A 21493-nucleotide genomic window follows, 5' to 3' on the forward strand; every position below is an offset into this window, starting at 1 on the left:
GCAAGCTCAGAAGCAGCTCAATTTCCTTGCCCGCCGGTCTCCCGGGCGGGCAGGATCACCACGGCCCCTTGACCCGGCCGCACGACCCCCTCCTCGCACACCCACATGTGCGCAACCCCCCAGTAGACCCTCTCGGACCCCGGGTGGGGAAGCCCCTTGCACAGGGGCCCCGTACCATAGGACATAGCCGTGGCGCGTCCGCCCGGCGGGCGTACGGAACTGACGCCGATTCCCACGATCCGAGAGAAGCGCAAGCACCCATGCCCACGCGCCACGACATCCGCAACGTCGCCATCGTCGCCCACGTCGACCACGGCAAGACGACCATCGTCGACGCCATGCTCAAGCAGGCCGGTGCCTTCGCCGCCCACCAGCAGCTCGACGACCGCATGATGGACTCGAACGACCTGGAGCGTGAGAAGGGCATCACGATCCTGGCCAAGAACACGGCGGTGAAGTACCACCCCAAGGACGGCGGGGCCCCGATCACGATCAACATCATCGACACCCCCGGCCACGCCGACTTCGGCGGCGAGGTCGAGCGCGGTCTGTCGATGGTGGACGCGGTCGTCCTCCTCGTCGACGCCTCCGAGGGCCCGCTCCCGCAGACCCGCTTCGTGCTGCGCAAGGCCCTCCAGCAGCGCAAGCCGGTCATCCTCTGCATCAACAAGACGGACCGCCCGGACTCCCGGATCGACGAGGTCGTCAACGAGACCTACGACCTGTTCCTCGACCTGGACGCCGACGAGGACCAGATCGAGTTCCCGATCGTCTACGCCTGCGGCCGTGACGGCGTCGCCTCGCTGACCAAGCCGGAGGACGGCACCGTCCCCGCCGACTCCACCAACCTGGAGCCGTTCTTCTCCGCCATCCTGGAGCACGTCCCGGCCCCGACGTACGAGGAGGACGCGCCGCTCCAGGCCCACGTCACCAACCTCGACGCCGACAACTTCCTCGGCCGCATCGCGCTGCTCCGCGTCGAGCAGGGCGAGCTGCGCAAGGGCCAGACGGTCGCGTGGATCAAGCGGGACGGCACCATCTCCAACGTCCGCATCACCGAGCTGATGATGACCGAGGCGCTCACCCGCAAGCCGGCCGAGGTGGCGGGCCCCGGTGACATCTGCGCCGTCGCCGGTATCCCGGACATCATGATCGGCGAGACCCTGGCCGACCCGGAGAACCCGATCGCGCTGCCGCTGATCACGGTCGACCAGCCGGCCATCTCGATGACCATCGGCACCAACACCTCGCCGCTCGTCGGCCGTGGCGGCACCGGCAAGGGCGCCGACGCGAAGACCGCGGTCAAGGACCGCAAGGTCACCGCCCGCCAGGTCAAGGACCGCCTCGACCGCGAGCTCGTCGGCAACGTGTCGCTCCGCGTCCTGGAGACCGAGCGCCCCGACGCCTGGGAGGTCCAGGGCCGTGGTGAGCTCGCGCTCGCCATCCTGGTCGAGCAGATGCGCCGCGAGGGCTTCGAGCTGACCATCGGCAAGCCCCAGGTCGTCACCAAGGACGTCGACGGCAAGGTCCACGAGCCGGTCGAGCGCCTCACGGTCGACGTGCCCGAGGAGCACATGGGTGCCGTCACCCAGCTCATGGGCGTCCGCAAGGGCCGCATGGACAACATGTCGAACCACGGCTCCGGCTGGGTCCGCATGGAGTTCGTCGTCCCGTCCCGCGGCCTCATCGGCTTCCGTACGGAGTTCCTCACCCAGACCCGCGGTACCGGCATCGCGCACTCGATCCACGAGGGCCACGAGCCCTGGTTCGGCCCGCTGCAGACCCGTAACAACGGCTCCCTGGTCGCCGACCGCGCCGGTGCGGTCACCGCGTTCGCGATGACCAACCTGCAGGAGCGCGGTGTGCTGTTCACCGACCCCGGCACCGAGGTGTACGAGGGCATGATCGTCGGCGAGAACTCGCGCTCCGACGACATGGACGTGAACATCACCAAGGAGAAGAAGCTCACGAACATGCGGTCCTCGTCGGCCGACTCGTTCGAGGCGATCGTCCCGCCGCGCAAGCTCTCCCTTGAGCAGTCCCTGGAGTTCTGCCGCGACGACGAGTGCGTCGAGGTGACCCCGGAGGCCGTCCGTATCCGCAAGGTCAACCTGGACCAGCGCGAGCGCGCCCGCGCCGCCTCCCGCGCGAAGAACGGCTGACCCTCCGCGGTCACGGCGCGCACCGCGCGCTTCCCGGCAGGAACGGCTGAACCCCGCTCCTGAGCGGAAGATCACATTCAGGGCCCGGCCCCTCGTACCACGTACGAGGGGCCGGGCCCTTCCGCTTCTCTTTGGCACCTCCTGGAACGACCCGGGGTCAACTTTTCGTCAACCTCATTTCGGAGGGGTGGTGTCCGGATATCGGCCGTCGCTCTCCGGAACGTGTGTTAACGGTCCGTTTCGTCGGTGTCTGTCTGTGCTCAGTTTGTCCGGATTTCGGGCTTCCCGGCCCTGGCGATGTTGTCAAAACGAGACCACTTAAGTGTGGTTTACGGCCCGGGCGTACTTAATAGTTGGCTCCATTGAGCTCGGGTCAATGGGTCACGCACTGTGGGGAGTGCCGACTCACGAGCACGCTCGGGGTACTGGGGTGAATCGCCGTCAGGGGTGTCGGCGGGACCTGGAGTACCCCTCTTGTAGTGACAAGTGGACTCATGAGGAGGAACCCCATGCGCGGTGCCAAGAGCGCCAAGTGGGTAACGGGCGCGATCGTTGTCGCCCTGGCAGCGACCGCCTGTGGCGGGGGCAAGGGCGATGGCGGCTCCGACGCCAAGGGCAAGGCTGACCCGAACGGGATCTTCTCGGTCGAGCTCGGCGAGCCCGAGAAGCTGCTGCACACCGGTGACACCATGGAGAGCAACGGCTCTCTCGTGATGCAGAGCCTGTTCTCGACGCTGGTCAAGTACAAGGCCGACGGCTCGCTCGAGATGATCAACGCCGAGTCGCTCACCACGACCGACTCGAAGACGTGGACCGTCAAGCTCAAGCCGGGCTGGACCTTCCACGACGGCACCCCGGTGACCTCGAAGTCCTTCGTGGACGCGTGGAACTGGAACGCCAACGTCAAGAACGCCATGGGCCTCGCGTCCTGGTTCTCCGACATCAAGGGCTACGAGGCCCTGCACCCGGAGAAGGAGGGCGCCCAGCCCACCGCGGACAAGCTCGAGGGTCTGAAGATCGTCGACGACAACAGCTTCACCATCGAGCTGAAGTCGTCCGTTCCGGCCTTCGGTCACAAGCTCGCCTACATCCCGTTCGCGCCGCTTCCGGCGTCCTTCTACAAGGACCCCAAGGCCGCGGGCGAGAAGCCGGTCGGCAACGGCCCGTACAAGTTCGAGTCCTGGGACCACAAGAAGCAGATCAAGGTCGTCCGCTTCGACGGTTACAAGGGTCCGAACAAGGCCAAGAACGGCGGTGTGCTCTTCAAGAACTACACCGGCCTCGAGGCCGCGTACGAGGATCTGAAGTCGGGCAACCTCGACGTCCTGCGCCAGGTCGGTCCGAAGGACCTCCCGGTCTACCACCAGGACCTCGGCGACCGTGCCGTGGACGCCGACCACTCGGCCATCCAGTCGATCGCCGTCGCGTTCTACGCCGACCAGTGGGCGAAGCCGAAGCCGGTCGACGTCAAGGTCATCCAGGGCCTCTCGATGGCCATCGACCGCGCCACCATCACCAAGACGGTGCTCCAGGGCACCCGTGAGCCGGCGACCGGCTGGGTGGCGAAGGGCGTCCTGGGCTACCAGGAGAACGCCGCGGGCGACGTCACCAAGTTCGACCCGGCCAAGGCCAAGGAGCTCATCGCGGCCGGCGGCGGTGTCCCCGGCAACAAGATCTCCATCCAGTTCAACGCCGACGGCGGCCACAAGGAGTGGGTGGAGGCTGTCTGCAACAGCATCACCCAGGCCACCGGCGTCGCGTGCACCGGTGACAGCAAGCCGGACTTCCAGGCCGACCTCGCGGCCCGCAAGGCCAAGCAGGTCAAGTCGATGTACCGCTCGGCCTGGTCGCTGGACTACCCGGTCAACGGCAACTTCCTGAGCGACCTGTACCGCACGGGTGCCGCCGGTAACCAGGGTGGCTTCTCCAACGCGGACCTGGACAAGAAGCTGGACGCCGCGGCGAGCGCCAAGACGCTCGACGAGTCGGTCAAGCTCTTCCAGGAGGCCGAGAAGGACCTGGTCAAGTACATGCCGTCGATCCCGCTCTGGTACTACAAGGTCAACGCGGGTTACTCGGAGAAGGTCAACGGCGTCAAGTACGACCAGGCCGGCGACCCGATCCTGTACAACATCGAGGTTGTGAAGTAAACACCTCAGCGTAGTCCGCACGCCGGGCCGTGGTCTGACGGATCGTCAGGCCCGGCTCGGTGCCCTACGCAGCGGCCGGGGGGCCCTTCGAACGACATCGCGTGTCCGATGACGCGCGTCGATCGAGGGTGCCCACCCGGCTTCCGCTGTGTGACATCTCAACGGAGGCATGATGGGGCGCTATGTCGCACGACGACTGCTCCAGATGATCCCGGTCTTCCTCGGGACAACCTTTCTCATCTTCTTCATGGTCTACAGCCTGCCCGGCGACCCCGTTCTCGGGCTGTTCGGCGAAAAGGGCGTGGACCCGGCGACGCTGGCCGCGAAGAGGCATGAACTGGGACTGGATCTGCCGATCTGGCAGCAGTACTGGAACTACATGACCAACATCGTTCTGCACTTCGACTTCGGCACCCAGCTCCGCAACGGGCGCCCGGTCACCGACGTGCTGGGCGATGCGTTCCCCATCACGCTGCAACTCGCGGCGCTGGCCTTCGCTTTCGAGCTCGTCTTCGGAATCGGCCTGGGCATCATCGGCGGTCTCAAGGCGGGTCGCCTGGCGGACAACGCCATCCTGATCTTCACCCTCCTGATCATGTCGATCCCGGTCTTCGTGCTGGGCTACATCATCAAGATGGTCTTCGCCTTCCAGCTCGGCTGGATCGAACCGAACGTCAGCGTCGACCAGAAGTGGTCCGAGCTGATCGCGCCGGCCATCGTGCTCGGCGGACTCTCACTGGCGTACGTGGCACGACTGACCCGTACGTCGATGGCGGAGAACCTGCGCGCCGACTACATGCGCACCGCGGTCGCCAAGGGCCTGCCGCGCCGCCGCGTCGTCGGTGTCCACCTGATGCGCAACTCCATGATCCCGGTCGTCACCTTCCTCGGCACGGACATCGGTGCCCTCATGGGCGGTGCGGTCGTCACCGAAGGCATCTTCAACATCAAGGGTGTCGGTGGTGTCATCTACGAGTCCATCACCCGCCGCGAAGGCAGCACCCTCGTCGGACTCGTCACCATCCTCGTGATCGTCTACCTCGTCACGAGCCTGCTCATCGACCTGCTGTACGCGGTCCTGGACCCGAGGATCCGTTATGCCTGACGTGACCAAGACCGCCGCCCCGGCAGAGGGCACCGTCGACGCCGTCACCGTCGCCGCGGCCGGCGACAGCGCGGTGAAGCAGGAGAAGGCGCGCTCCCTGTGGGGCGACGCGTGGCGCGACCTGCGCCGCAACCCGTACTTCCTCGTGGCGTCGGTGCTGATCTTCTTCCTGCTGCTCATCACGGCCTTCCCGGGCCTGTTCACGAGCGCGTCGCCGACCACCGGCGACCTCGTGCACCACTACATGGGCAAGCCCGAGCTCAGCAAGATCGGCTCCGAGGGCTGGCTCGGCTACGACATCCAGGGTCGTTCGGTCTACGCGCGCCTCATCCACGGCACGCGCGCCTCGATCATGGTCGGCGTCGCCGTCACCCTGATCGTCACCATCCTGGGCAGCATCATGGGTATGCTCGCCGGCTACTTCGGCGGCGTGATCGACGCGATCCTCTCCCGGATCACCGACATCTTCTTCGGCATCCCGTTCCTGCTCGGCGCCATGGTCGTGCTCCAGTCCTTCGCGGAGCGCACCATCTGGGTCGTCGTCTTCGCCCTGGCGTTCCTCGGCTGGACCCAGATCACCCGCGTGATGCGCGGTGCCGTGATCACGGTCAAGCAGGCCGACTACGTGCACGCCGCCAAGGCGCTGGGCGCGGGCACCACCCGCATCCTGATCAAGCACATCCTGCCCAACGCCATGGCGCCGGTGATCGTGGTCGCCACGATCGCGCTCGGTGGCTACATCTCCGCCGAGGCGACGCTGTCGTACCTCGGTCTCGGTCTGGCCGCGCCGACCGTCTCGTGGGGTGTCGACATCTCCGCCGGTGTCCAGGCGATCCGGACGTCGCAGCACATCCTGCTGTACCCGTCGATCATGGTGAGCATCACCGTCCTGGCGTTCATCATGCTCGGCGAAGCCGTCCGCAACGCCCTCGACCCCAAGATGCGCTGAGGAGGGCGTACACGTGAGCACCATCGACAAGACCGCGACCGTCCCGGCGCCGCGCGACGGCGACGACCACACCGGTCCGCTGCTCGAAGTCCGTGACCTGCACGTCGAGTTCCACACCCGTGACGGTGTGGCCAAGGCGGTGAACGGCGTCAACTACTCGGTCGACGCCGGCGAGACCCTGGCCGTGCTCGGTGAGTCCGGTTCCGGCAAGTCCGTCACCGCGCAGGCCATCATGGGCATCCTCGACATGCCGCCCGGCAAGATCCCGCAGGGCGAGATCCTGTTCCGCGGCCAGGACATGCTGAAGATGTCAGGCGAGGAGCGGCGGAAGATCCGCGGCCGGAAGATCGCGATGATCTTCCAGGACGCGCTGTCCTCCCTCAACCCGGTCCTCACCGTCGGCTACCAGCTGGGCGAGATGTTCCGCGTCCACCAGGGCCTGTCCAAGAAGGAAGCCACGGTCAAGGCCGTCGAGCTGATGGACAAGGTGAAGATCCCGGCCGCCAAGGCCCGGGTCTCCGACTACCCGCACCAGTTCTCCGGCGGTATGCGCCAGCGCATCATGATCGCCATGGCGCTGGCCCTGGAGCCGGACCTGATCATCGCGGACGAGCCCACCACGGCGCTCGACGTGACCGTCCAGGCCCAGGTCATGGACCTGCTCGCGGAACTCCAGCGCGAGTACAACATGGGTCTGATCCTGATCACCCACGACCTCGGCGTCGTCGCCGACGTCGCGGACAAGATCGCGGTCATGTACGCGGGCCGGATCGTCGAGCAGGCCCCGGTGAACGAGCTGTACGGGCGCCCCGCGCACCCCTACACCCGCGGTCTCCTCGACTCCATCCCGCGCCTGGACCAGAAGGGCCAGGAGCTGTACGCGATCAAGGGTCTGCCGCCGAACCTGCTGAAGATCCCGTCGGGTTGCGCCTTCAACCCGCGCTGCCCCAAGGCCGACGACATCTGCCGCACCGACGTGCCGGCCCTGGTGCCGGTCACCGAGCAGGACGGTGGCGAGCTGGTCGGCCGCAAGAGCGCCTGCCACTTCTGGAAGGAGACGATCCATGGCTGAGCTCAGCAAGAACGAGGAGGCCGCGGACGTGTCCGAGGCGGAGGCCGTAGCCGCCATCGAGGCACCCGCCCAGCGTGGCGAGCCGATCCTCCAGGTGCGCAACCTGCAGAAGCACTTCCCGCTGACGCAGGGCATCGTCTTCAAGAAGCAGGTCGGCGCGGTCAAGGCCGTCGACGGCGTGTCCTTCGACCTGTACCAGGGCGAGACCCTGGGCATCGTGGGCGAGTCCGGCTGTGGCAAGTCCACGGTCGCCAAGCTCCTGATGAACCTGGAGCGGGCCACCGCGGGCGAGGTCTTCTACAAGGGCCAGGACATCACCAAGCTGTCCGGCCGTGCCCTGAAGGCCGTCCGCCGCAACATCCAGATGGTGTTCCAGGACCCGTACACCTCGCTGAACCCGCGGATGACGGTCGGCGACATCATTGGTGAGACCTTCGACATCCACCCCGAGGTGGCCCCGAAGGGCGACCGGCGCCGCAAGGTGCAGGAGCTCCTCGACGTCGTGGGTCTGAACCCGGAGTACATCAACCGGTACCCGCACCAGTTCTCCGGCGGTCAGCGCCAGCGCATCGGCATCGCCCGCGGCCTCGCGCTCAACCCGGAGATCATCATCTGCGACGAGCCGGTGTCGGCCCTGGACGTCTCCGTCCAGGCGCAGGTCATCAACCTGATGGAGAAGCTCCAGGACGAGTTCAACCTGTCCTACATCTTCATCGCGCACGACCTGTCGATCGTCCGGCACATCTCCGACCGCGTCGGCGTGATGTACCTGGGCAAGCTCGCGGAGATCGGTACCGACACCGAGATCTACGACCACCCGACCCACCCGTACACCCAGGCGCTGCTCTCCGCGGTGCCGGTGCCGGACCCGACGGCGCGCGCCAACCGGGACCGCATCATCCTCACCGGTGACGTCCCGTCCCCGGCCAACCCGCCGTCGGGCTGCCGCTTCCGCACCCGCTGCTGGAAGGCCCAGGACAAGTGCTCGGTCGACGTGCCGGTCCTCGCGATCCCGGAGCGCTTCCGTGGTCAGGACACCCCGGCCGCGCACGAGTCGGCGTGCCACTTCGCCGAGGAGAAGGACGTCATCCACGCGAGCTGATCAGGCCGCGCGGGTGACTCCCGTACCACGAAGGCCCCCGACGCCCCCTCAGGGCGTCGGGGGCCTTCGCCGTTCCGGCGGAGCCGTCCGTGTCGTCCATGCCGTCCATGCCGTTCATCCGGACGCCGTAAAAGTGCACTCGCTACCAAACCGGGTGATATTGGGGCCTAAGTCACATTGAGGACCGAGGACCAGTACATCAGGAGGCACTCCATGCGCGGAGCCACGCACGCCAAGTGGGCCGCACTGGCCACCGCAGTCGCCCTCGCGGCGACCGCATGCGGCGGTGGCGGTGACAGCGGTGGCGGGGGCGCGGACGGCGTCGTGACCTCCTCGTGGGGTGACCCGCAGAACCCGCTCGAACCGTCGAACACCAACGAGGTGCAGGGCGGCAAGGTGCTGTCCATGATCTTCCGGGGTCTCAAGCAGTACGACCCGAAGACCGGCGAGGCCAAGGACATGATGGCCGAGAAGATCGAGACCTCGGACTCGACCAACTTCACCATCACCCTCAAGGACGGCTGGACCTTCTCCAACGGCGAGAAGGTGACCGCCCAGTCCTACGTCGACGCCTGGAACTACGGCGCCCACCTGAAGAACAACCAGAAGAACGCCTACTTCTTCGGCTACATCGAGGGCTACGACAAGGTCCACCCGGAGAAGGGCGACGCCACCGCCGCCACCATGAGCGGCCTCAAGGTCGTCGACGAGAAGACCTTCACCGTCAAGCTGACGCAGAAGTTCTCCACGTTCCCCGACACCCTCGGCTACGCGGCCTTCTCGCCGCTGCCGAAGGCGTTCTACAGCGACCACGCGGGCTGGCTGTCCAAGCCCGTCGGCAACGGCCCGTACACCGTGGACTCGTACTCCAAGGGCTCCCAGATGATCCTGAAGCGCTGGGACACCTACGCGGGCCCGGACAAGGCGCAGAACGGCGGCATCACGCTCAAGGTGTACACGGACAACAACACCGCCTACACCGACCTGACCGCCGGCAACCTCGACCTCGTCGACGACGTGCCCGCCTCGCAGCTCAAGAACGTCTCCGCCGACCTCGGCGACCGCTACATCAACACCCCCGCCGGCATCATCCAGACCCTCGCCTGGCCGTTCTACAACCCGGAGTTCAACAAGCCCGGCCAGGAGAAGCTGCGCAAGGGCCTGTCGATGGCCATCGACCGCCAGCAGATCACCGACACGATCTTCCAGAAGACCCGCACCCCCGCCAAGGACTGGACCTCCCCGGTGCTCGGCGCCGACGGCGGCTACAAGGAGATCTGCGGCGACGCCTGCGAGTACAACCCCACCGAGGCGAAGAAGCTGGTCGCCGAGGGCGGCGGCATCCCCGGCGGCACCCTGAAGATCTCGTACAACGCCGACACCGGCTCCCACAAGGAGTGGGTGGACGCCGTCTGCAACTCCATCAACCGCGCGCTCGGCAACAACAACGCCTGCGTCGGCAACCCGGTCGGCACCTTCGCCGACTACCGCAACCAGGTCACCGCGCAGAAGCTCGCCGGACCCTTCCGGGCGGGCTGGCAGATGGACTACCCGCTGATCCAGAACTTCCTGCAGCCGCTGTACTACACCAACGCCTCGTCCAACGACGGCAAGTACACCAGCCCGGAGTTCGACAAGCTGGTGAACCAGGCCAACGCCGAGTCCGACACCAAGAAGGCCGTCGAACTCTTCCAGCAGGCCGAGGGCGTCCTCCGCGACGACATGGGAGCCATCCCGCTCTGGTACCAGAACGGCAGCGCCGGCTACTCGGACCGGGTCGAGAACGTGACCCTCAACCCGTTCAGCGTCCCCGTCTACGACCAGATCAAGGTCAAGTGACGCCGTAGCAGGTCGGCGAGGCGTACGGCCCGGCCCGCGGACCCGCGTGCCGGGCCGTACGCCTTTCCTCGAAACCCCCGGAGCCTGACATGGGTCGATATGTGATCCGGCGGCTGCTGCAGATGATCCCGGTCTTCTTCGGCGCGACGCTGCTGATCTTCCTGATGGTGAACGTGATGGGCGACCCCATCGCGGGACTGTGCGGCGACCGCCAGTGCGACCCCGCGACCGCCGCCCAGCTGAAGAAGGAGTTCGGCCTCGACAAGCCCGTCTGGCAGCAATACCTGACCTACATGGGCAACGTCTTCACCGGCGACTTCGGCACCGCCTTCAACGGCCAGCCGGTCACCGAACTGATGGGCAGCGCCTTCCCCGTCACCATCCGGCTGACCATCGTCGCCATCATCTTCGAGGTCGTCATCGGCATCACCCTCGGCGTCCTCACCGGCCTGCGCCGCGGCCGCCCCGTCGACACCACGGTGCTCCTGCTCACCCTGGTCGTCCTCTCCGTCCCCACCTTCGTCACCGGCCTGCTGATCCAGCTGCTGCTCGGCGTGAAGTGGGGCTGGATCAAACCGGCGGTGTCGCCCGAGGCCCCCTTCGACGAACTCATCGTCCCCGGCCTCGTCCTCGCCTCCGTCTCGCTCGCCTACGTCACCCGGCTCACCCGCACCTCGATCGCCGAGAACAAGCGCGCCGACTACGTCCGCACCGCCGTCGCCAAGGGCCTGCCGCGCCGCCGGGTGATCACCCGGCACCTGCTGCGCAACAGCCTGATCCCGGTGGTCACCTTCATCGGCGCCGACGTCGGCGCGCTGATGGGCGGCGCCATCGTCACCGAACGGATCTTCAACATCCATGGCGTGGGCTACCAGCTCTACCAGGGCATCGTGCGGCAGAACACCCAGACCGTGGTCGGCTTCGTGACGGTCCTCGTCCTGGTGTTCCTGATCGCCAACCTGCTGGTCGACCTCCTGTACGCCGTCCTTGACCCGAGGATTCGCTATGCCTGAGCAGCCGCAGCAGCCTGAGCAGCCGCACCGGCCCCAGCAGCCCCACCGGCCCGAGCAGCCCCAGCGGCCCGAGCCGCTTGAGTCGTACGAGGCGGGCCGGGCCATCGCCCCCACCGGCGCGGGCGGCGCGGCCGATCTCGCCACCGCCGAGGCGGAGAGCCTGGAGAAGGTCCCGGGCGGACCGTCCGGCGGCCCCGACGGCACCGGACCCGACGGGGCCGCCGCCGACCGCAAGCCACGCTCCCTGTGGTCCGACGCCTGGCACGACCTGCGCCGCAACCCGATCTTCATCGTCTCGGCGCTCGTCATCCTGTTCCTGGTCGTCATCTCCATCTGGCCGTCCCTGATCGCCTCCGGCGACCCGCTCGACTGCGACCTGGCCAAGGCGCAGGAGGGCTCCCAGCCGGGACACCCCTTCGGCTTCAACGGCCAGGGCTGCGACGTCTACACCCGCACCGTGTACGGCGCCCGCACCTCCGTCACCGTCGGCCTGCTCGCCACCCTCGGCGTCGCGATCCTCGGCAGCATCCTCGGCGGCCTCGCCGGCTTCTTCGGCGGCACCTGGGACGGCATCCTGTCCCGGATCACCGACGTCTTCTTCGCCATCCCCGTCGTCCTCGGCGGCCTGGTGCTGCTGTCCGTGGTCACCAGCGCCACCGTCTGGCCGGTGATCGGCTTCATGGTGCTGCTCGGCTGGCCCCAGCTCTCCCGGATCGCCCGCGGCTCCGTCATCACCGCCAAACAGAACGACTACGTGCAGGCGGCCCGCGCCCTCGGCGCCTCCAACTCCCGGATGCTGCTGCGCCACATCGCGCCCAACGCGATCGCCCCGGTGATCGTCGTCGCGACCATCGCGCTCGGCACCTACATCGCCCTGGAGGCGACCCTGTCGTACCTCGGCGTCGGCCTGAAGCCGCCGACCGTCTCCTGGGGCATCGACATCTCCTCGGCCTCGCAGTACATCCGCAACGCCCCGCACATGCTGCTCTGGCCCGCCGGCGCGCTCGCCGTCACGGTGCTCGCCTTCATCATGCTCGGCGACGCGGTGCGCGACGCCCTCGACCCGAAGCTGAGGTAGGGCCATGCTGCTCGAAGTGCGCGACCTGCACGTGGAGTTCCACACCCGGGACGGGGTGGCCAAGGCGGTCAACGGCGTCAACTACTCCGTCGACGCGGGCGAGACCCTCGCCGTGCTCGGCGAGTCGGGCTCCGGCAAGTCGGTGACCGCCCAGGCCGTCATGGGCATCCTCGACATCCCGCCCGGCAAGATCAGCGGCGGCGAGATCATCTTCCAGGGCCAGGACCTCCTGAAGCTCAAGGAGGAGGAGCGGCGCAAGGTCCGCGGCGCCAAGATGGCCATGGTCTTCCAGGACGCGCTGTCCTCCCTCAACCCGGTGCTCAGCGTCGGCGACCAGCTCAGCGAGATGGTCATCGTCCACAAGGGGATGTCGAAGAAGGACTCCCGCGCCAAGGCCGTCGAACTCATGGACCGGGTCCGCATCCCGGCCGCCAAGGAACGCGTCGGCCAGTACCCGCACCAGTTCTCCGGCGGCATGCGCCAGCGCATCATGATCGCCATGGCGCTCGCCCTCGAACCCGAGCTGATCATCGCCGACGAGCCCACCACCGCCCTCGACGTCACCGTCCAGGCCCAGGTCATGGACCTGCTCGCGGAACTCCAGCGCGAACTCAACATGGGCCTCATCCTCATCACCCACGACCTCGGCGTGGTCGCCGACGTCGCCGACAAGATCGCCGTCATGTACGCCGGACGGATCGTCGAACAGGCCCCCGTGCACGAGATCTACAAGGCCCCCGCCCACCCCTACACCCGCGGCCTGCTCGACTCCATCCCGCGCCTGGACCAGAAGGGCCAGGAGCTGTACGCGATCAAGGGCCTGCCGCCCAACCTGCTCGCCATCCCGCCCGGCTGCGCCTTCAACCCGCGCTGCCCGCTCGCCCAGGACGTGTGCCGCACGGACGTGCCACCACTGTACGAGGTCACCGAGTCGCCCGTACCGCGCTCCAGCGCCTGCCACTTCTGGAAGGAGACGATCCATGGCTGAGCCGATCCTCCAGGTCCGCGACCTGGTCAAGCACTACCCGCTCACCCAGGGCATCCTCTTCAAGAAGCAGGTCGGCGCGGTCAAGGCGGTCGACGGCGTCGACTTCGACCTCGCCCAGGGCGAGACCCTCGGCATCGTCGGCGAGTCCGGCTGCGGCAAGTCGACGGTCGCGAAGATGCTGGTCAACCTGGAGCGCCCGACCGCGGGCTCCATCTCGTACAAGGGCGAGGACATCACCAAGCTGTCGCAGCGCGCCCTGAAGGCGGTGCGCCGCAACATCCAGATGGTGTTCCAGGACCCGTACACCTCGCTGAACCCGCGGATGACGGTCGGCGACATCATCGGCGAGCCGTACGAGATCCACCCCGAGGTGGCCCCGAAGGGCGACCGGCGCCGCAAGGTGCAGGACCTGCTCGACGTCGTCGGCCTCAACCCCGAGTACATCAACCGCTATCCGCACCAGTTCTCCGGCGGCCAGCGCCAGCGCATCGGCATCGCCCGCGGCCTGGCCCTCCAGCCCGAGATCATCGTCGCGGACGAGCCGGTCTCGGCGCTCGACGTCTCCGTCCAGGCGCAGGTGGTCAACCTGCTCGAACGGCTGCAGAACGAGTTCAAGCTGTCGTACGTGTTCATCGCGCACGACCTGTCGATCGTGCGGCACATCTCGGACCGGGTCGGCGTCATGTACCTCGGCCGGATCGTGGAGATCGGCTCCGACGCGGAGATCTACGACCACCCCACCCACCCCTACACCCAGGCGCTGCTCTCCGCCGTCCCGGTCCCCGACCCGGACGCGCGCGAGCACCGCGAGCGGATCATCCTGGCCGGGGACGTGCCCTCCCCGGCGAACGTGCCGTCCGGCTGCCGCTTCCGCACCCGCTGCTGGAAGGCGCAGGAGCGCTGCGCCCTTGAGGTGCCGCTGCTCGCGGTGCCGGCGGAGTTCCGGCTGACGAACACTCCGGCGAAGCACGACTCGGCGTGCCACTTCGCGGAGGAGAAGCAGGTGGTGCCGCCGGAGAACGGGAACGGGAACGGGGGCGGGGGCGGTGGCGGTGGCGGGGTGCCCGGGCCCGTGATCGAGAAGAAGCCCGAGGCCGCCCCGGAGGACCGCGAGGCAGGTCCGGCGGACGACACCCCGGACGAGCCTTAACGCGGCGGCAACGCGACGGACTTCGGTCCGATATACGGACGGCACACGCTGTACGGCGTACGGCCGTGCGGGTGCCGTAGGCCGGTCGGGGTGCCATGCCGCCCCGCCCGGCCGCCCGCGTTTTCGGCCCTTTCCGCCCTGTCCTGAGCCCGACTTGACGCATGAGCTTCCCGCATATGCGGAACCGCTTGTTTCGGCCCATCGCGACCGTGAGTATGCGCCTCGTGACTGTGACACGAACGGCACGTCTCACCGGCGCCGCCCTGTGCGCCGCGCTCGCCCTCGTCATCGTCGTCTGGCTGGTGCGCGACCTCGCCGCGTTCGGCCCGACCGCCGAACTGCTCTGGTACTGGGCCGGGGACCACGGCTTCCGGCTCGCGCCCGCCGCCACCACGACCCTCGTCGACCCGCTGCTGCTCGCGGCCTACGTCACCACCGCCGTCGTCGCGCTGCGCTCACCGCTGGCCGGTCCTGCACTCGCCGTCACCGGCCTCACCACCCTCGCCCTCCGGCTCCCCGGCCTGTGGGCCGCCGGGGTCGAGGCGCTCGCCACCACACTGCTCGCGCTCGGCCTCGGCGCCGCCCTGGTCATCACCGCCGCCGCCGGACGGCGCGACGCCGTCCCCGGCGACCTGCCGGGCCCCGACCGGCCCCGTACCGGACCGGCCTGCGCGGCGGGGGCGTTATGCGCGGCCGCGGCCCTGCTGTGGGCGGCCTGGGAGATCCGCTGGGCCTCCCTCATGCCCCCCGAGTACACCCTCGGCCGCTTCACCGGCGGCCGCTCCCTGCTGCTGCCCGCGCTCGCCGTGCCGCCCGGCTGGTACGACACGGTGCTGGTGGTGGCCCTCCTTGCCGCCGCGGGCGGCCTGTTCGCCCGCGCCCGGCACGCCCGCCCGCTCGGCCTGACCGCGGGCCTGCTGCTCGTCGGCGCGGGCACGGCGGGCACGGCGGCGGCGCTGCGCGACGAGTGGCACACCTATGTGCCCGAGTACGACGTGTACGCCACCGCCTACGACATCGGCTGCTGCCTCACCCTCGCGGCGGGCCTCGCGATCCTGCTCCTCCTCGGCCGCCCGGCCCGCGCCCGCCGCATCCCCCACCACCCGATCGCGGCCCTGCCCCCGGCCCCGCCGGTCCGTCGCCCGCCGGGCTGGTGAGGCTCACGAGACGGCTGTGCCGTTCCGTGCTGTTCGCTTCGAACAGGCCCTGAAGTTAAGGGAGTTGTCTATGGTGCGGACATGACATTGCGCCGTAGGCTCCTGCTCTCCGCACATGCCGTCGTCTCCGTCGTCGCCGCCCTGGCCCTGAGCGCGGCACCCGCCCAGGCCGCGGACCCCGTCCGTCCACTGGACGACCGCATCAGGCCCCACCACGACGACGCCGAGCTGACCACGAGCTCCCGGCCGGAACTCCCGGACGCGACCAACGAGGCACCCTCCTCGGGGCAGATCGTCAACCCCGCCGAGACGGCCCCGGCCACGGTCGAACGCCCGGCGGAGGAGAGCACCGGCTCCGAGCCGAGGGGCGAGGAGCGGGGCGAAGCACCGGGCGACTCGCCGGCCGAACCCCGCTCGCCCGAGACCGGCCCGCGCGCCGACGCCGAGAACGAGACCCAGAACGAGTCCCAGAACGGCCCGCGCGGCGGTGACGCCGACGTGGTCAACCCGGCGGCCCCCGGCATCGAGGCGGCCGCGGGCGCGGCGGTGGCCGGCGGAGCGGCGGCAGCGGCAGCCGCTGCCGCCGCGGCGGCGGGTGCGGCCGCGGGCGGGGGTGGCGGCGGCGGTGACGGTACGGGAAGTGGCTCGGGTGAGGGTCCGGGCGGCGGGTCCGGTGACGGCTCGGGGAATGGCTCCGGTGACGGTACGGGGCAGGGTTCGGGTGACGACGCCGGTGACGGGTCGGGCAATGGCTCGGGCGATGGGTCCGGTGACGGGTCCGGGGATGGCTCCGGTGACGGTACGGGGCAGGGTTCGGGTGACGAGCCCGGCGGTGGGTCCGGCGATGGCTCGGGCGACGAGCCCGAGAGCGGCCCGGGCGAGCGGCCGGACAGCGGCTCCGAGGATGTGTCCGGCACCGGCACCGACACGGACACCGACACGGACACGGACGCCGGTTCGCAGGGCCGGGACCAGGACACCGACCGGCCCTCGCGGGACGAGCCCACGGAGGAGGAGCCCACGGAGGACGAGCCCTCGCGGGACGCGACCGACCGGGACGGCGACTCCGACGCCGACCGATCCGACGTCGACGCCGAGGACCGGGAAGAGACCGCGCCCGGCTCCGGCCGCGACGGCGAGGACGGTCGACAGGACACGGACCCGGGGGAGTCGTCCTCGGACGACAACGACCGAGGAGGGGACCGTCAGGACAGCGATGATTCCTCGGACCGTGAGGGCCGCGAGGAGTCGTCCGACCGTCAGGACAGGGACGACTCCTCCGACCGCCAGGACGACGACGACCGGGGCGAGGACCGTCAGGACCGCGACGATTCCTCGGACCGTCAGGACAGGGACGACTCCTCCGACCGCCAGGACGACGACGACCGCCAGGTCCGCCAGATGATCGAGCACGATCGCGACGGCGGCGACTCCGACGATTCGGGCGACGATTCGGGCGACGATTCGGGCGACGACTCCGGCGACGAGTAGCTAGCTCCGCCCCAGCCCCAGCGACCGCCGCAGGAAGTCGACCTGGAGCAGGAGCAGGTTCTCCGCGACCTGCTCCTGCGGGGTCATGTGGGTCACACCCGACAGCGGCAGCACCTCGTGCGGGCGGCCCGCCGCCAGGAGGGCGGAGGAGAGACGCAGGGTGTGGGCCATCACCACGTTGTCGTCGGCGAGGCCGTGCACCAGCATCATCGGGCGGGCCGGGGCGACGGCCCCGGTCAGACCGCCCGCGTCGACCAACGAATTGGCCGCGTAGACACCGGGCGCGGCGTCCGGCAGGCCGAGATAGCGCTCGGTGTAGTGGGTGTCGTAGAGCCGCCAGTCCGTCACCGGCGCGCCCACCACCGCCGCGTGGAACACATCGGGGCGCCGCAGCGCCGCCATCGCGGCCAGGTAGCCGCCGAAGGACCAGCCGCGGATCGCCACCCGGCCGAGGTCGAGCGGGAAGTCCTCGGCCAGCGCGTGCAGCGCCGCGACCTGGTCCTCCAGGGCGAGGGTGAGGTCCCCTGCGACGGCCTTCTCCCAGGCGGGGGAGCGGCCCGGCATCCCGCGCCCGTCGGCGACCACCACCGCGAAGCCCTGCTCGGCGAACCACCGCGAGGTCAGATACGGGTTGTGCGCGGCGAGCACCCGCTGACCGTGCGGACCGCCGTACGGGTCGAGCAGCACCGGCAGCGGCCCGTCGCCGTCCCGCCAGGTGGAGGGCAGCAGCACGGCGCAGGGGATCCGCCGCTCGCCCGCCTCGACGAGCCGGACGTCGGCGGCGAGCGAGGGCCGCTCCGCGTACGAGCCGACCTCGGCGACCTGTCCGCTGTCGCTCAGCACCCGCACCCGGCTGCCCGGCACGTCCGTACGCGCCGACGAGAGCACCGTCACGGCGCCCGAGCGGACCGCACCGTGCACGCCCGGTTCGGTGGACACCCGGACGGCGCCGCCGACGGCGTCGGGCAGGTGCCCGACCCGGTAGACGTGGATCTCGCCCGTCTCGGGAGCCCCGGACGCCTCCGCCGCCGCACCGGCCGACGCCGAAATCAAGACATCTTCGGGACCGACGTCGAGCACGGCCCGTACGTGCAGTCCGGCGTCCGTGAGGACCCGCTCGCCGACCACGAGCGCCCGCGCCCCGCTCGCGTCGCTCAGCCGCACGAGCCGCCCGTCCGGCGTCCACACGGGCACGCCGGGGAACAACTCGACCCACACCGGATCCCGTTCGACCAGCAGGGTCTTCGTGTCGCCCGTCCCGGGGTCGACCGAGAGGTACGCGGTGCTCCGCTGGTCCCGCGCCTGCACCAGGAGCAGCGGCGCGCCCGCCGCCGACCAGTGCACCCGGGCCAGATAGGGGAAAGAGGCCCGGTCCCACAAGACCTCGGTGCGATTTCCGGACAGATCCACGACGAAGAGCCGGACGTCCGCGTTCGCCGTCCCCGCGGCCGGGTAGGCGACCCGCTGCGGCTCGCGGCCGGGGTGCGCGGGATCGGCGATCCACCAGCGCTCCACCGGGCTCTCGTCGACCCGGGCGACGAGCAGCCGGTCGGAGCCCGGCGCCCACCAGAAGCCCCTGGCCCGGTCCATCTCCTCCGCGGCCACGAACTCGGCGAGCCCGTACGTGACCCCCGCCACCGCCTCGTCCGCGTAGGGCGCGGCCACCGCCCGGTCGGGGAAGGCGGCGGCCTCGTCCGCGCCGGTCACCCGCAGCGCCCCGCCCGCCGCGTACGCCACCAGGCGCCCGTCCGGCGAGGGGCGCGGGTCGACCACCGGACCCGGCACCGGCAGTTCGCGCGCGGTGCCCGCCCGCAGCTCCGCCACGAACAGGCGTCCGGACAGCGCGAACGCGGCCCACTCGACCGCCGCGTCCGTCGCGTACCCGACGATCCCCGCCGAGCCCTCCCGGCTGCGCTCGCGCCGGGCCCGCTCCTCGGCCGACAGTTCCTCGGCGGCGCCGTCGAGCAGCACCGCCGGGTCCGCCGCGAGCCGTTCCACCGGGGCGTCGGGGCCCCCGGGCCCGTCGAGGTCGAGCACCCACAGCCGGTGCGCGCGGTCGGTGGGGCCGCCCGAGCGCAGGAACACCACCCGGGAGCCGTCAGGGGCCACGGTGAAGCCACGGGGCGCGCCGAGGGTGAACCGCTGTGTCCGCGCGTACTGCCGGGGGAAGGAGACCGGAGCGGGCTGCTCCGAAGCCGTCGACCGCGGTGCGTGGGACGGCTGTTCATGAGGCGAAGTCATGTGACCGAAACTAGCGTCCGTGCGCCCCCTCATGCCTCCGTACACCGATCGATGCGATCGCACGGATAGTTATGATCCGTAGCGCTAGGTGGGTATGCATCCTCATGGCACATGCCAAGCGAACGTCCGACCGTTCATCCCGAACATCCGACCGAACGTCCGACTGAAGAAGTGTGGAGGTGAACCGCCGTGGCACTCTCGATCTCGGTGGTGGTGCTGCTGGCGATCGTCGTCTTCCTTCTGATCCGGAAATCCGGACTGAAAGCCGGCCACGCGGCGATCTGCGCGCTGCTCGGCTTCTACCTGGCGAGCTCGTCCATCGCCCCCTCGATCAGCACCCTCACCACCAACGTGGCGAGCATGATCGGCGGCCTCAAGTTCTGACGCCGGGCCGACGCCGCGGTGCGGGCCCCGCCTCGTAGGGTGGGGCCATGACCGCTCTCCCAGCCCGTCGTCTGCTCCTGGTGCACGCGCACCCGGACGACGAGTCGATCAACAACGGCGCCACCATGGCCAGGTACGCGGCCGAGGGTGCCCTGGTCACCCTCGTGACCTGCACCCTGGGCGAGGAGGGCGAGGTCATCCCGCCCGGGCTCGCCCATCTCGCGCCCGACCGCGAGGACCGGCTCGGCGCCCACCGGGTCGGCGAACTCGCCGCGGCCATGAAGGAGCTGGGCGTCACCGACCACCGCTTCCTCGGCGGCCCCGGCCGGTTCCGCGACTCCGGGATGATGGGCGTCCCGCAGAACGCCCGCCCCGGCGCCTTCTGGGCCACTCCGGTCGACGAGGCCGCCCCGTACCTCGTCGAGGTGATCCGGGAGACCCGCCCGCAGGTGCTCGTCACGTACGACCCCGACGGCGGCTACGGCCACCCCGACCACATCCAGGCCCACCGGGTCGCCATGCGCGCCGCCGAGCTGGCCGCCGACCCCGGCTACCGCCCCGACCTCGGACCGGCCCACGCCGTCGACAAGATCTACTGGAACCGGGTGCCCCGGCCGGTGATCGAGGCGGGCTTCGCCCGGCTCGCCGCCGAGGGCTCCGTGTTCCCCGGCGACGCCGTCGTCGGCGACGTGCCCGGCGTGGTCGACGAGGACCGGATCACCACCGTCATCGCGGGCGGCCCGCTCGACGACGACAGCGTCGCCGCCCGCAAGCGCGCCGCGATGGCCGCCCACGTCACCCAGGTGGCCGTCGACGGCCCCTTCTTCGCGCTCTCCAACGACCTCGCCCAGCCGATCCAGACCGACGAGTACTACGAGCTGGTCCAGGGCGTCTCCGGCGCTCCCGAGGGCGTACGCGAGACCGACCTGTTCGCGGGGGTGACCTCGGCATGAGCACCTCCCGCAGCCGCGCCTCCGGCTCCTCGGATTCCTCCGGCAAGGCCTCCGGCAAGGGCACCGGCAAGGGCACTGGCGACGGCCCCGGCACGGTCCCGAAGGGCTCCGGCGCCGCCAAGTCGCCGCGCGTCAGCGCGACGCCGCGCGGTGCCACCCCCACCGGTACCTCCACCGGTACCTCCACCGGTACCTCCACCGGTACCTCCACCGGTACCTCCACCGGTACCTCCGGCGGTACCTCCGGCGGAAGCTCCCACGCGGCCGGTCCCGCCTCCCTCTCCGCCACCGCCCGCTATGTCTGGTACGGCGTCCTGTTCGTCCTCGGCGCGGTCGTCGGCACGGCCGGTTCGCTCGTCCAGGCGGCCTGGTTCCCGCTCGGTCTGCTGCTCGCGCTGCTCGGCACGGTCGCCGTCTTCTACGGCGGCCGCCGGGCCACCGGCAACCAGGTCGGCGTCGCGGCGGCGGGCGGCGGCTGGCTGGTCGCCATCGTGCTGCTGAGCTTCGGGCGCCCGGAGGGTGACGGCCTGTTCGGCGGCGGCGTCGGCGAGCTCGTCTTCCTGTTCGGCGGAATGGCGGCGGCTGTGATGTGCGCCACGATGGGCCGGCCGGCCCGGCCGGGGCTGTGAACAGGCCGAGTTGACGCGAGATCGTCTTGA

17 protein-coding genes are annotated in these 21493 nt (G+C 69.8%); 16 read left to right on the plus strand and 1 reads right to left on the minus strand.

Going from position 1 to position 21493, the window contains the following annotated elements:
- Positions 1-260 precede the first annotated feature (260 nt).
- From typA to ACIPXM_RS04825, 13 genes are all read left to right on the plus strand, one after another.
- Positions 261-2162 carry a translational GTPase TypA gene (gene typA, locus ACIPXM_RS04765; RefSeq protein WP_401651913.1) on the plus strand — a complete coding sequence of 634 codons (1902 nt, stop codon included), beginning with the start codon at positions 261-263 and terminating at the stop codon, positions 2160-2162.
- 509 nt (positions 2163-2671) lie between these two features.
- Entirely contained in the window at positions 2672-4312 is a 1641-nt protein-coding gene (locus ACIPXM_RS04770) for an ABC transporter substrate-binding protein (protein ID WP_401651915.1), read from the plus strand.
- 172 nt (positions 4313-4484) lie between these two features.
- Positions 4485-5417 (plus strand): ABC transporter permease, encoded by a 933-nt coding sequence (locus ACIPXM_RS04775; protein ID WP_401652503.1) that lies wholly within the window; start codon positions 4485-4487, stop codon positions 5415-5417.
- Positions 5410-6366: an ABC transporter permease gene (locus tag ACIPXM_RS04780; protein ID WP_401651917.1), complete on the plus strand. Its 957-nt coding sequence runs from the start codon at positions 5410-5412 to the stop codon at positions 6364-6366. The genes ACIPXM_RS04775 and ACIPXM_RS04780 overlap by 8 nt, the downstream gene beginning before the upstream one ends.
- Before the next feature lie 13 nt (positions 6367-6379).
- Complete coding sequence (locus ACIPXM_RS04785; protein WP_401651919.1) at positions 6380-7438, plus strand: ABC transporter ATP-binding protein; 1059 nt, start codon at positions 6380-6382, stop codon at positions 7436-7438.
- Positions 7431-8540: an ABC transporter ATP-binding protein gene (locus ACIPXM_RS04790; protein ID WP_401651921.1), complete on the plus strand. Its 1110-nt coding sequence runs from the start codon at positions 7431-7433 to the stop codon at positions 8538-8540. The genes ACIPXM_RS04785 and ACIPXM_RS04790 overlap by 8 nt, the downstream gene beginning before the upstream one ends.
- A 213-nt stretch (positions 8541-8753) precedes the next feature.
- Positions 8754-10379, plus strand: coding sequence for an ABC transporter substrate-binding protein (locus tag ACIPXM_RS04795; RefSeq protein WP_401651923.1), 1626 nt, complete (start codon positions 8754-8756; stop codon positions 10377-10379).
- 89 nt (positions 10380-10468) lie between these two features.
- Positions 10469-11392, plus strand: coding sequence for an ABC transporter permease (locus tag ACIPXM_RS04800; protein WP_401651925.1), 924 nt, complete (start codon positions 10469-10471; stop codon positions 11390-11392).
- The gene (locus ACIPXM_RS04805) at positions 11385-12470 is read left to right on the plus strand and encodes an ABC transporter permease (protein ID WP_401651927.1); all 1086 of its coding nucleotides are present in this window, start codon (positions 11385-11387) and stop codon (positions 12468-12470) included. Before ACIPXM_RS04800 ends, ACIPXM_RS04805 begins: the two co-directional genes overlap by 8 nt.
- A 4-nt stretch (positions 12471-12474) precedes the next feature.
- Positions 12475-13458, plus strand: coding sequence for an ABC transporter ATP-binding protein (locus ACIPXM_RS04810; protein WP_401651929.1), 984 nt, complete (start codon positions 12475-12477; stop codon positions 13456-13458).
- The gene (locus ACIPXM_RS04815; RefSeq protein WP_401651931.1) at positions 13451-14608 is read left to right on the plus strand and encodes an ABC transporter ATP-binding protein; all 1158 of its coding nucleotides are present in this window, start codon (positions 13451-13453) and stop codon (positions 14606-14608) included. The genes ACIPXM_RS04810 and ACIPXM_RS04815 overlap by 8 nt, the downstream gene beginning before the upstream one ends.
- A gap of 215 nt (positions 14609-14823) precedes the next feature.
- Positions 14824-15765 (plus strand): hypothetical protein, encoded by a 942-nt coding sequence (locus ACIPXM_RS04820; RefSeq protein WP_401651933.1) that lies wholly within the window; start codon positions 14824-14826, stop codon positions 15763-15765.
- Positions 15766-15846: 81 nt separating this feature from the next.
- Positions 15847-17256, plus strand: a complete 1410-nt coding sequence (locus ACIPXM_RS04825; protein WP_401651935.1) for a hypothetical protein — start codon at positions 15847-15849, stop codon at positions 17254-17256.
- Here ACIPXM_RS04825 and ACIPXM_RS04830 read toward each other — a convergent pair whose 3' ends face one another.
- Positions 17257-19497: a prolyl oligopeptidase family serine peptidase gene (locus ACIPXM_RS04830; RefSeq protein WP_401651937.1), complete on the minus strand. Its 2241-nt coding sequence runs from the start codon at positions 19495-19497 to the stop codon at positions 17257-17259.
- 189 nt (positions 19498-19686) lie between these two features.
- Between ACIPXM_RS04830 and ACIPXM_RS04835 the strand changes: the two genes are divergently transcribed.
- Genes ACIPXM_RS04835 through ACIPXM_RS04845 form a run of 3 tightly spaced genes read left to right on the plus strand, consistent with a single transcriptional unit; the run spans position 19687 to position 21463 of the window.
- Positions 19687-19881, plus strand: coding sequence for a hypothetical protein (locus ACIPXM_RS04835; RefSeq protein ID WP_046911704.1), 195 nt, complete (start codon positions 19687-19689; stop codon positions 19879-19881).
- Positions 19882-19928: 47 nt separating this feature from the next.
- On the plus strand, positions 19929-20834 hold the full coding sequence (gene mshB, locus ACIPXM_RS04840) for an N-acetyl-1-D-myo-inositol-2-amino-2-deoxy-alpha-D-glucopyranoside deacetylase (RefSeq protein ID WP_401651940.1): 906 nt from the start codon (positions 19929-19931) through the stop codon (positions 20832-20834).
- Positions 20831-21463, plus strand: coding sequence for a DUF6113 family protein (locus ACIPXM_RS04845; protein WP_401651942.1), 633 nt, complete (start codon positions 20831-20833; stop codon positions 21461-21463). Before mshB ends, ACIPXM_RS04845 begins: the two co-directional genes overlap by 4 nt.
- The last annotated feature ends 30 nt before the right edge of the window (positions 21464-21493 follow it).

It is taken from the genome of Streptomyces sp. NPDC090025 (assembly GCF_044748125.1).
Lineage (GTDB): Bacteria > Actinomycetota > Actinomycetes > Streptomycetales > Streptomycetaceae > Streptomyces.

Coding starts and splice junctions, on each gene's coding strand:
- ACIPXM_RS04805 (WP_401651927.1), top strand. CDS start 11,385: ATGCCTGAGCAGCCGCAGCAGCCTGAGCAGCCGCACCGGCCCCAGCAG.
- ACIPXM_RS04810 (WP_401651929.1), top strand. CDS start 12,475: ATGCTGCTCGAAGTGCGCGACCTGCACGTGGAGTTCCACACCCGGGAC.
- mshB (WP_401651940.1), top strand. CDS start 19,929: ATGACCGCTCTCCCAGCCCGTCGTCTGCTCCTGGTGCACGCGCACCCG.
- ACIPXM_RS04815 (WP_401651931.1), top strand. CDS start 13,451: ATGGCTGAGCCGATCCTCCAGGTCCGCGACCTGGTCAAGCACTACCCG.
- ACIPXM_RS04790 (WP_401651921.1), top strand. CDS start 7,431: ATGGCTGAGCTCAGCAAGAACGAGGAGGCCGCGGACGTGTCCGAGGCG.
- ACIPXM_RS04800 (WP_401651925.1), top strand. CDS start 10,469: ATGGGTCGATATGTGATCCGGCGGCTGCTGCAGATGATCCCGGTCTTC.
- ACIPXM_RS04775 (WP_401652503.1), top strand. CDS start 4,485: ATGGGGCGCTATGTCGCACGACGACTGCTCCAGATGATCCCGGTCTTC.
- ACIPXM_RS04770 (WP_401651915.1), top strand. CDS start 2,672: ATGCGCGGTGCCAAGAGCGCCAAGTGGGTAACGGGCGCGATCGTTGTC.
- ACIPXM_RS04825 (WP_401651935.1), top strand. CDS start 15,847: ATGACATTGCGCCGTAGGCTCCTGCTCTCCGCACATGCCGTCGTCTCC.
- ACIPXM_RS04820 (WP_401651933.1), top strand. CDS start 14,824: ATGCGCCTCGTGACTGTGACACGAACGGCACGTCTCACCGGCGCCGCC.
- ACIPXM_RS04845 (WP_401651942.1), top strand. CDS start 20,831: ATGAGCACCTCCCGCAGCCGCGCCTCCGGCTCCTCGGATTCCTCCGGC.
- typA (WP_401651913.1), top strand. CDS start 261: ATGCCCACGCGCCACGACATCCGCAACGTCGCCATCGTCGCCCACGTC.
- ACIPXM_RS04780 (WP_401651917.1), top strand. CDS start 5,410: ATGCCTGACGTGACCAAGACCGCCGCCCCGGCAGAGGGCACCGTCGAC.
- ACIPXM_RS04795 (WP_401651923.1), top strand. CDS start 8,754: ATGCGCGGAGCCACGCACGCCAAGTGGGCCGCACTGGCCACCGCAGTC.
- ACIPXM_RS04830 (WP_401651937.1), bottom strand. CDS start 19,497: ATGACTTCGCCTCATGAACAGCCGTCCCACGCACCGCGGTCGACGGCT.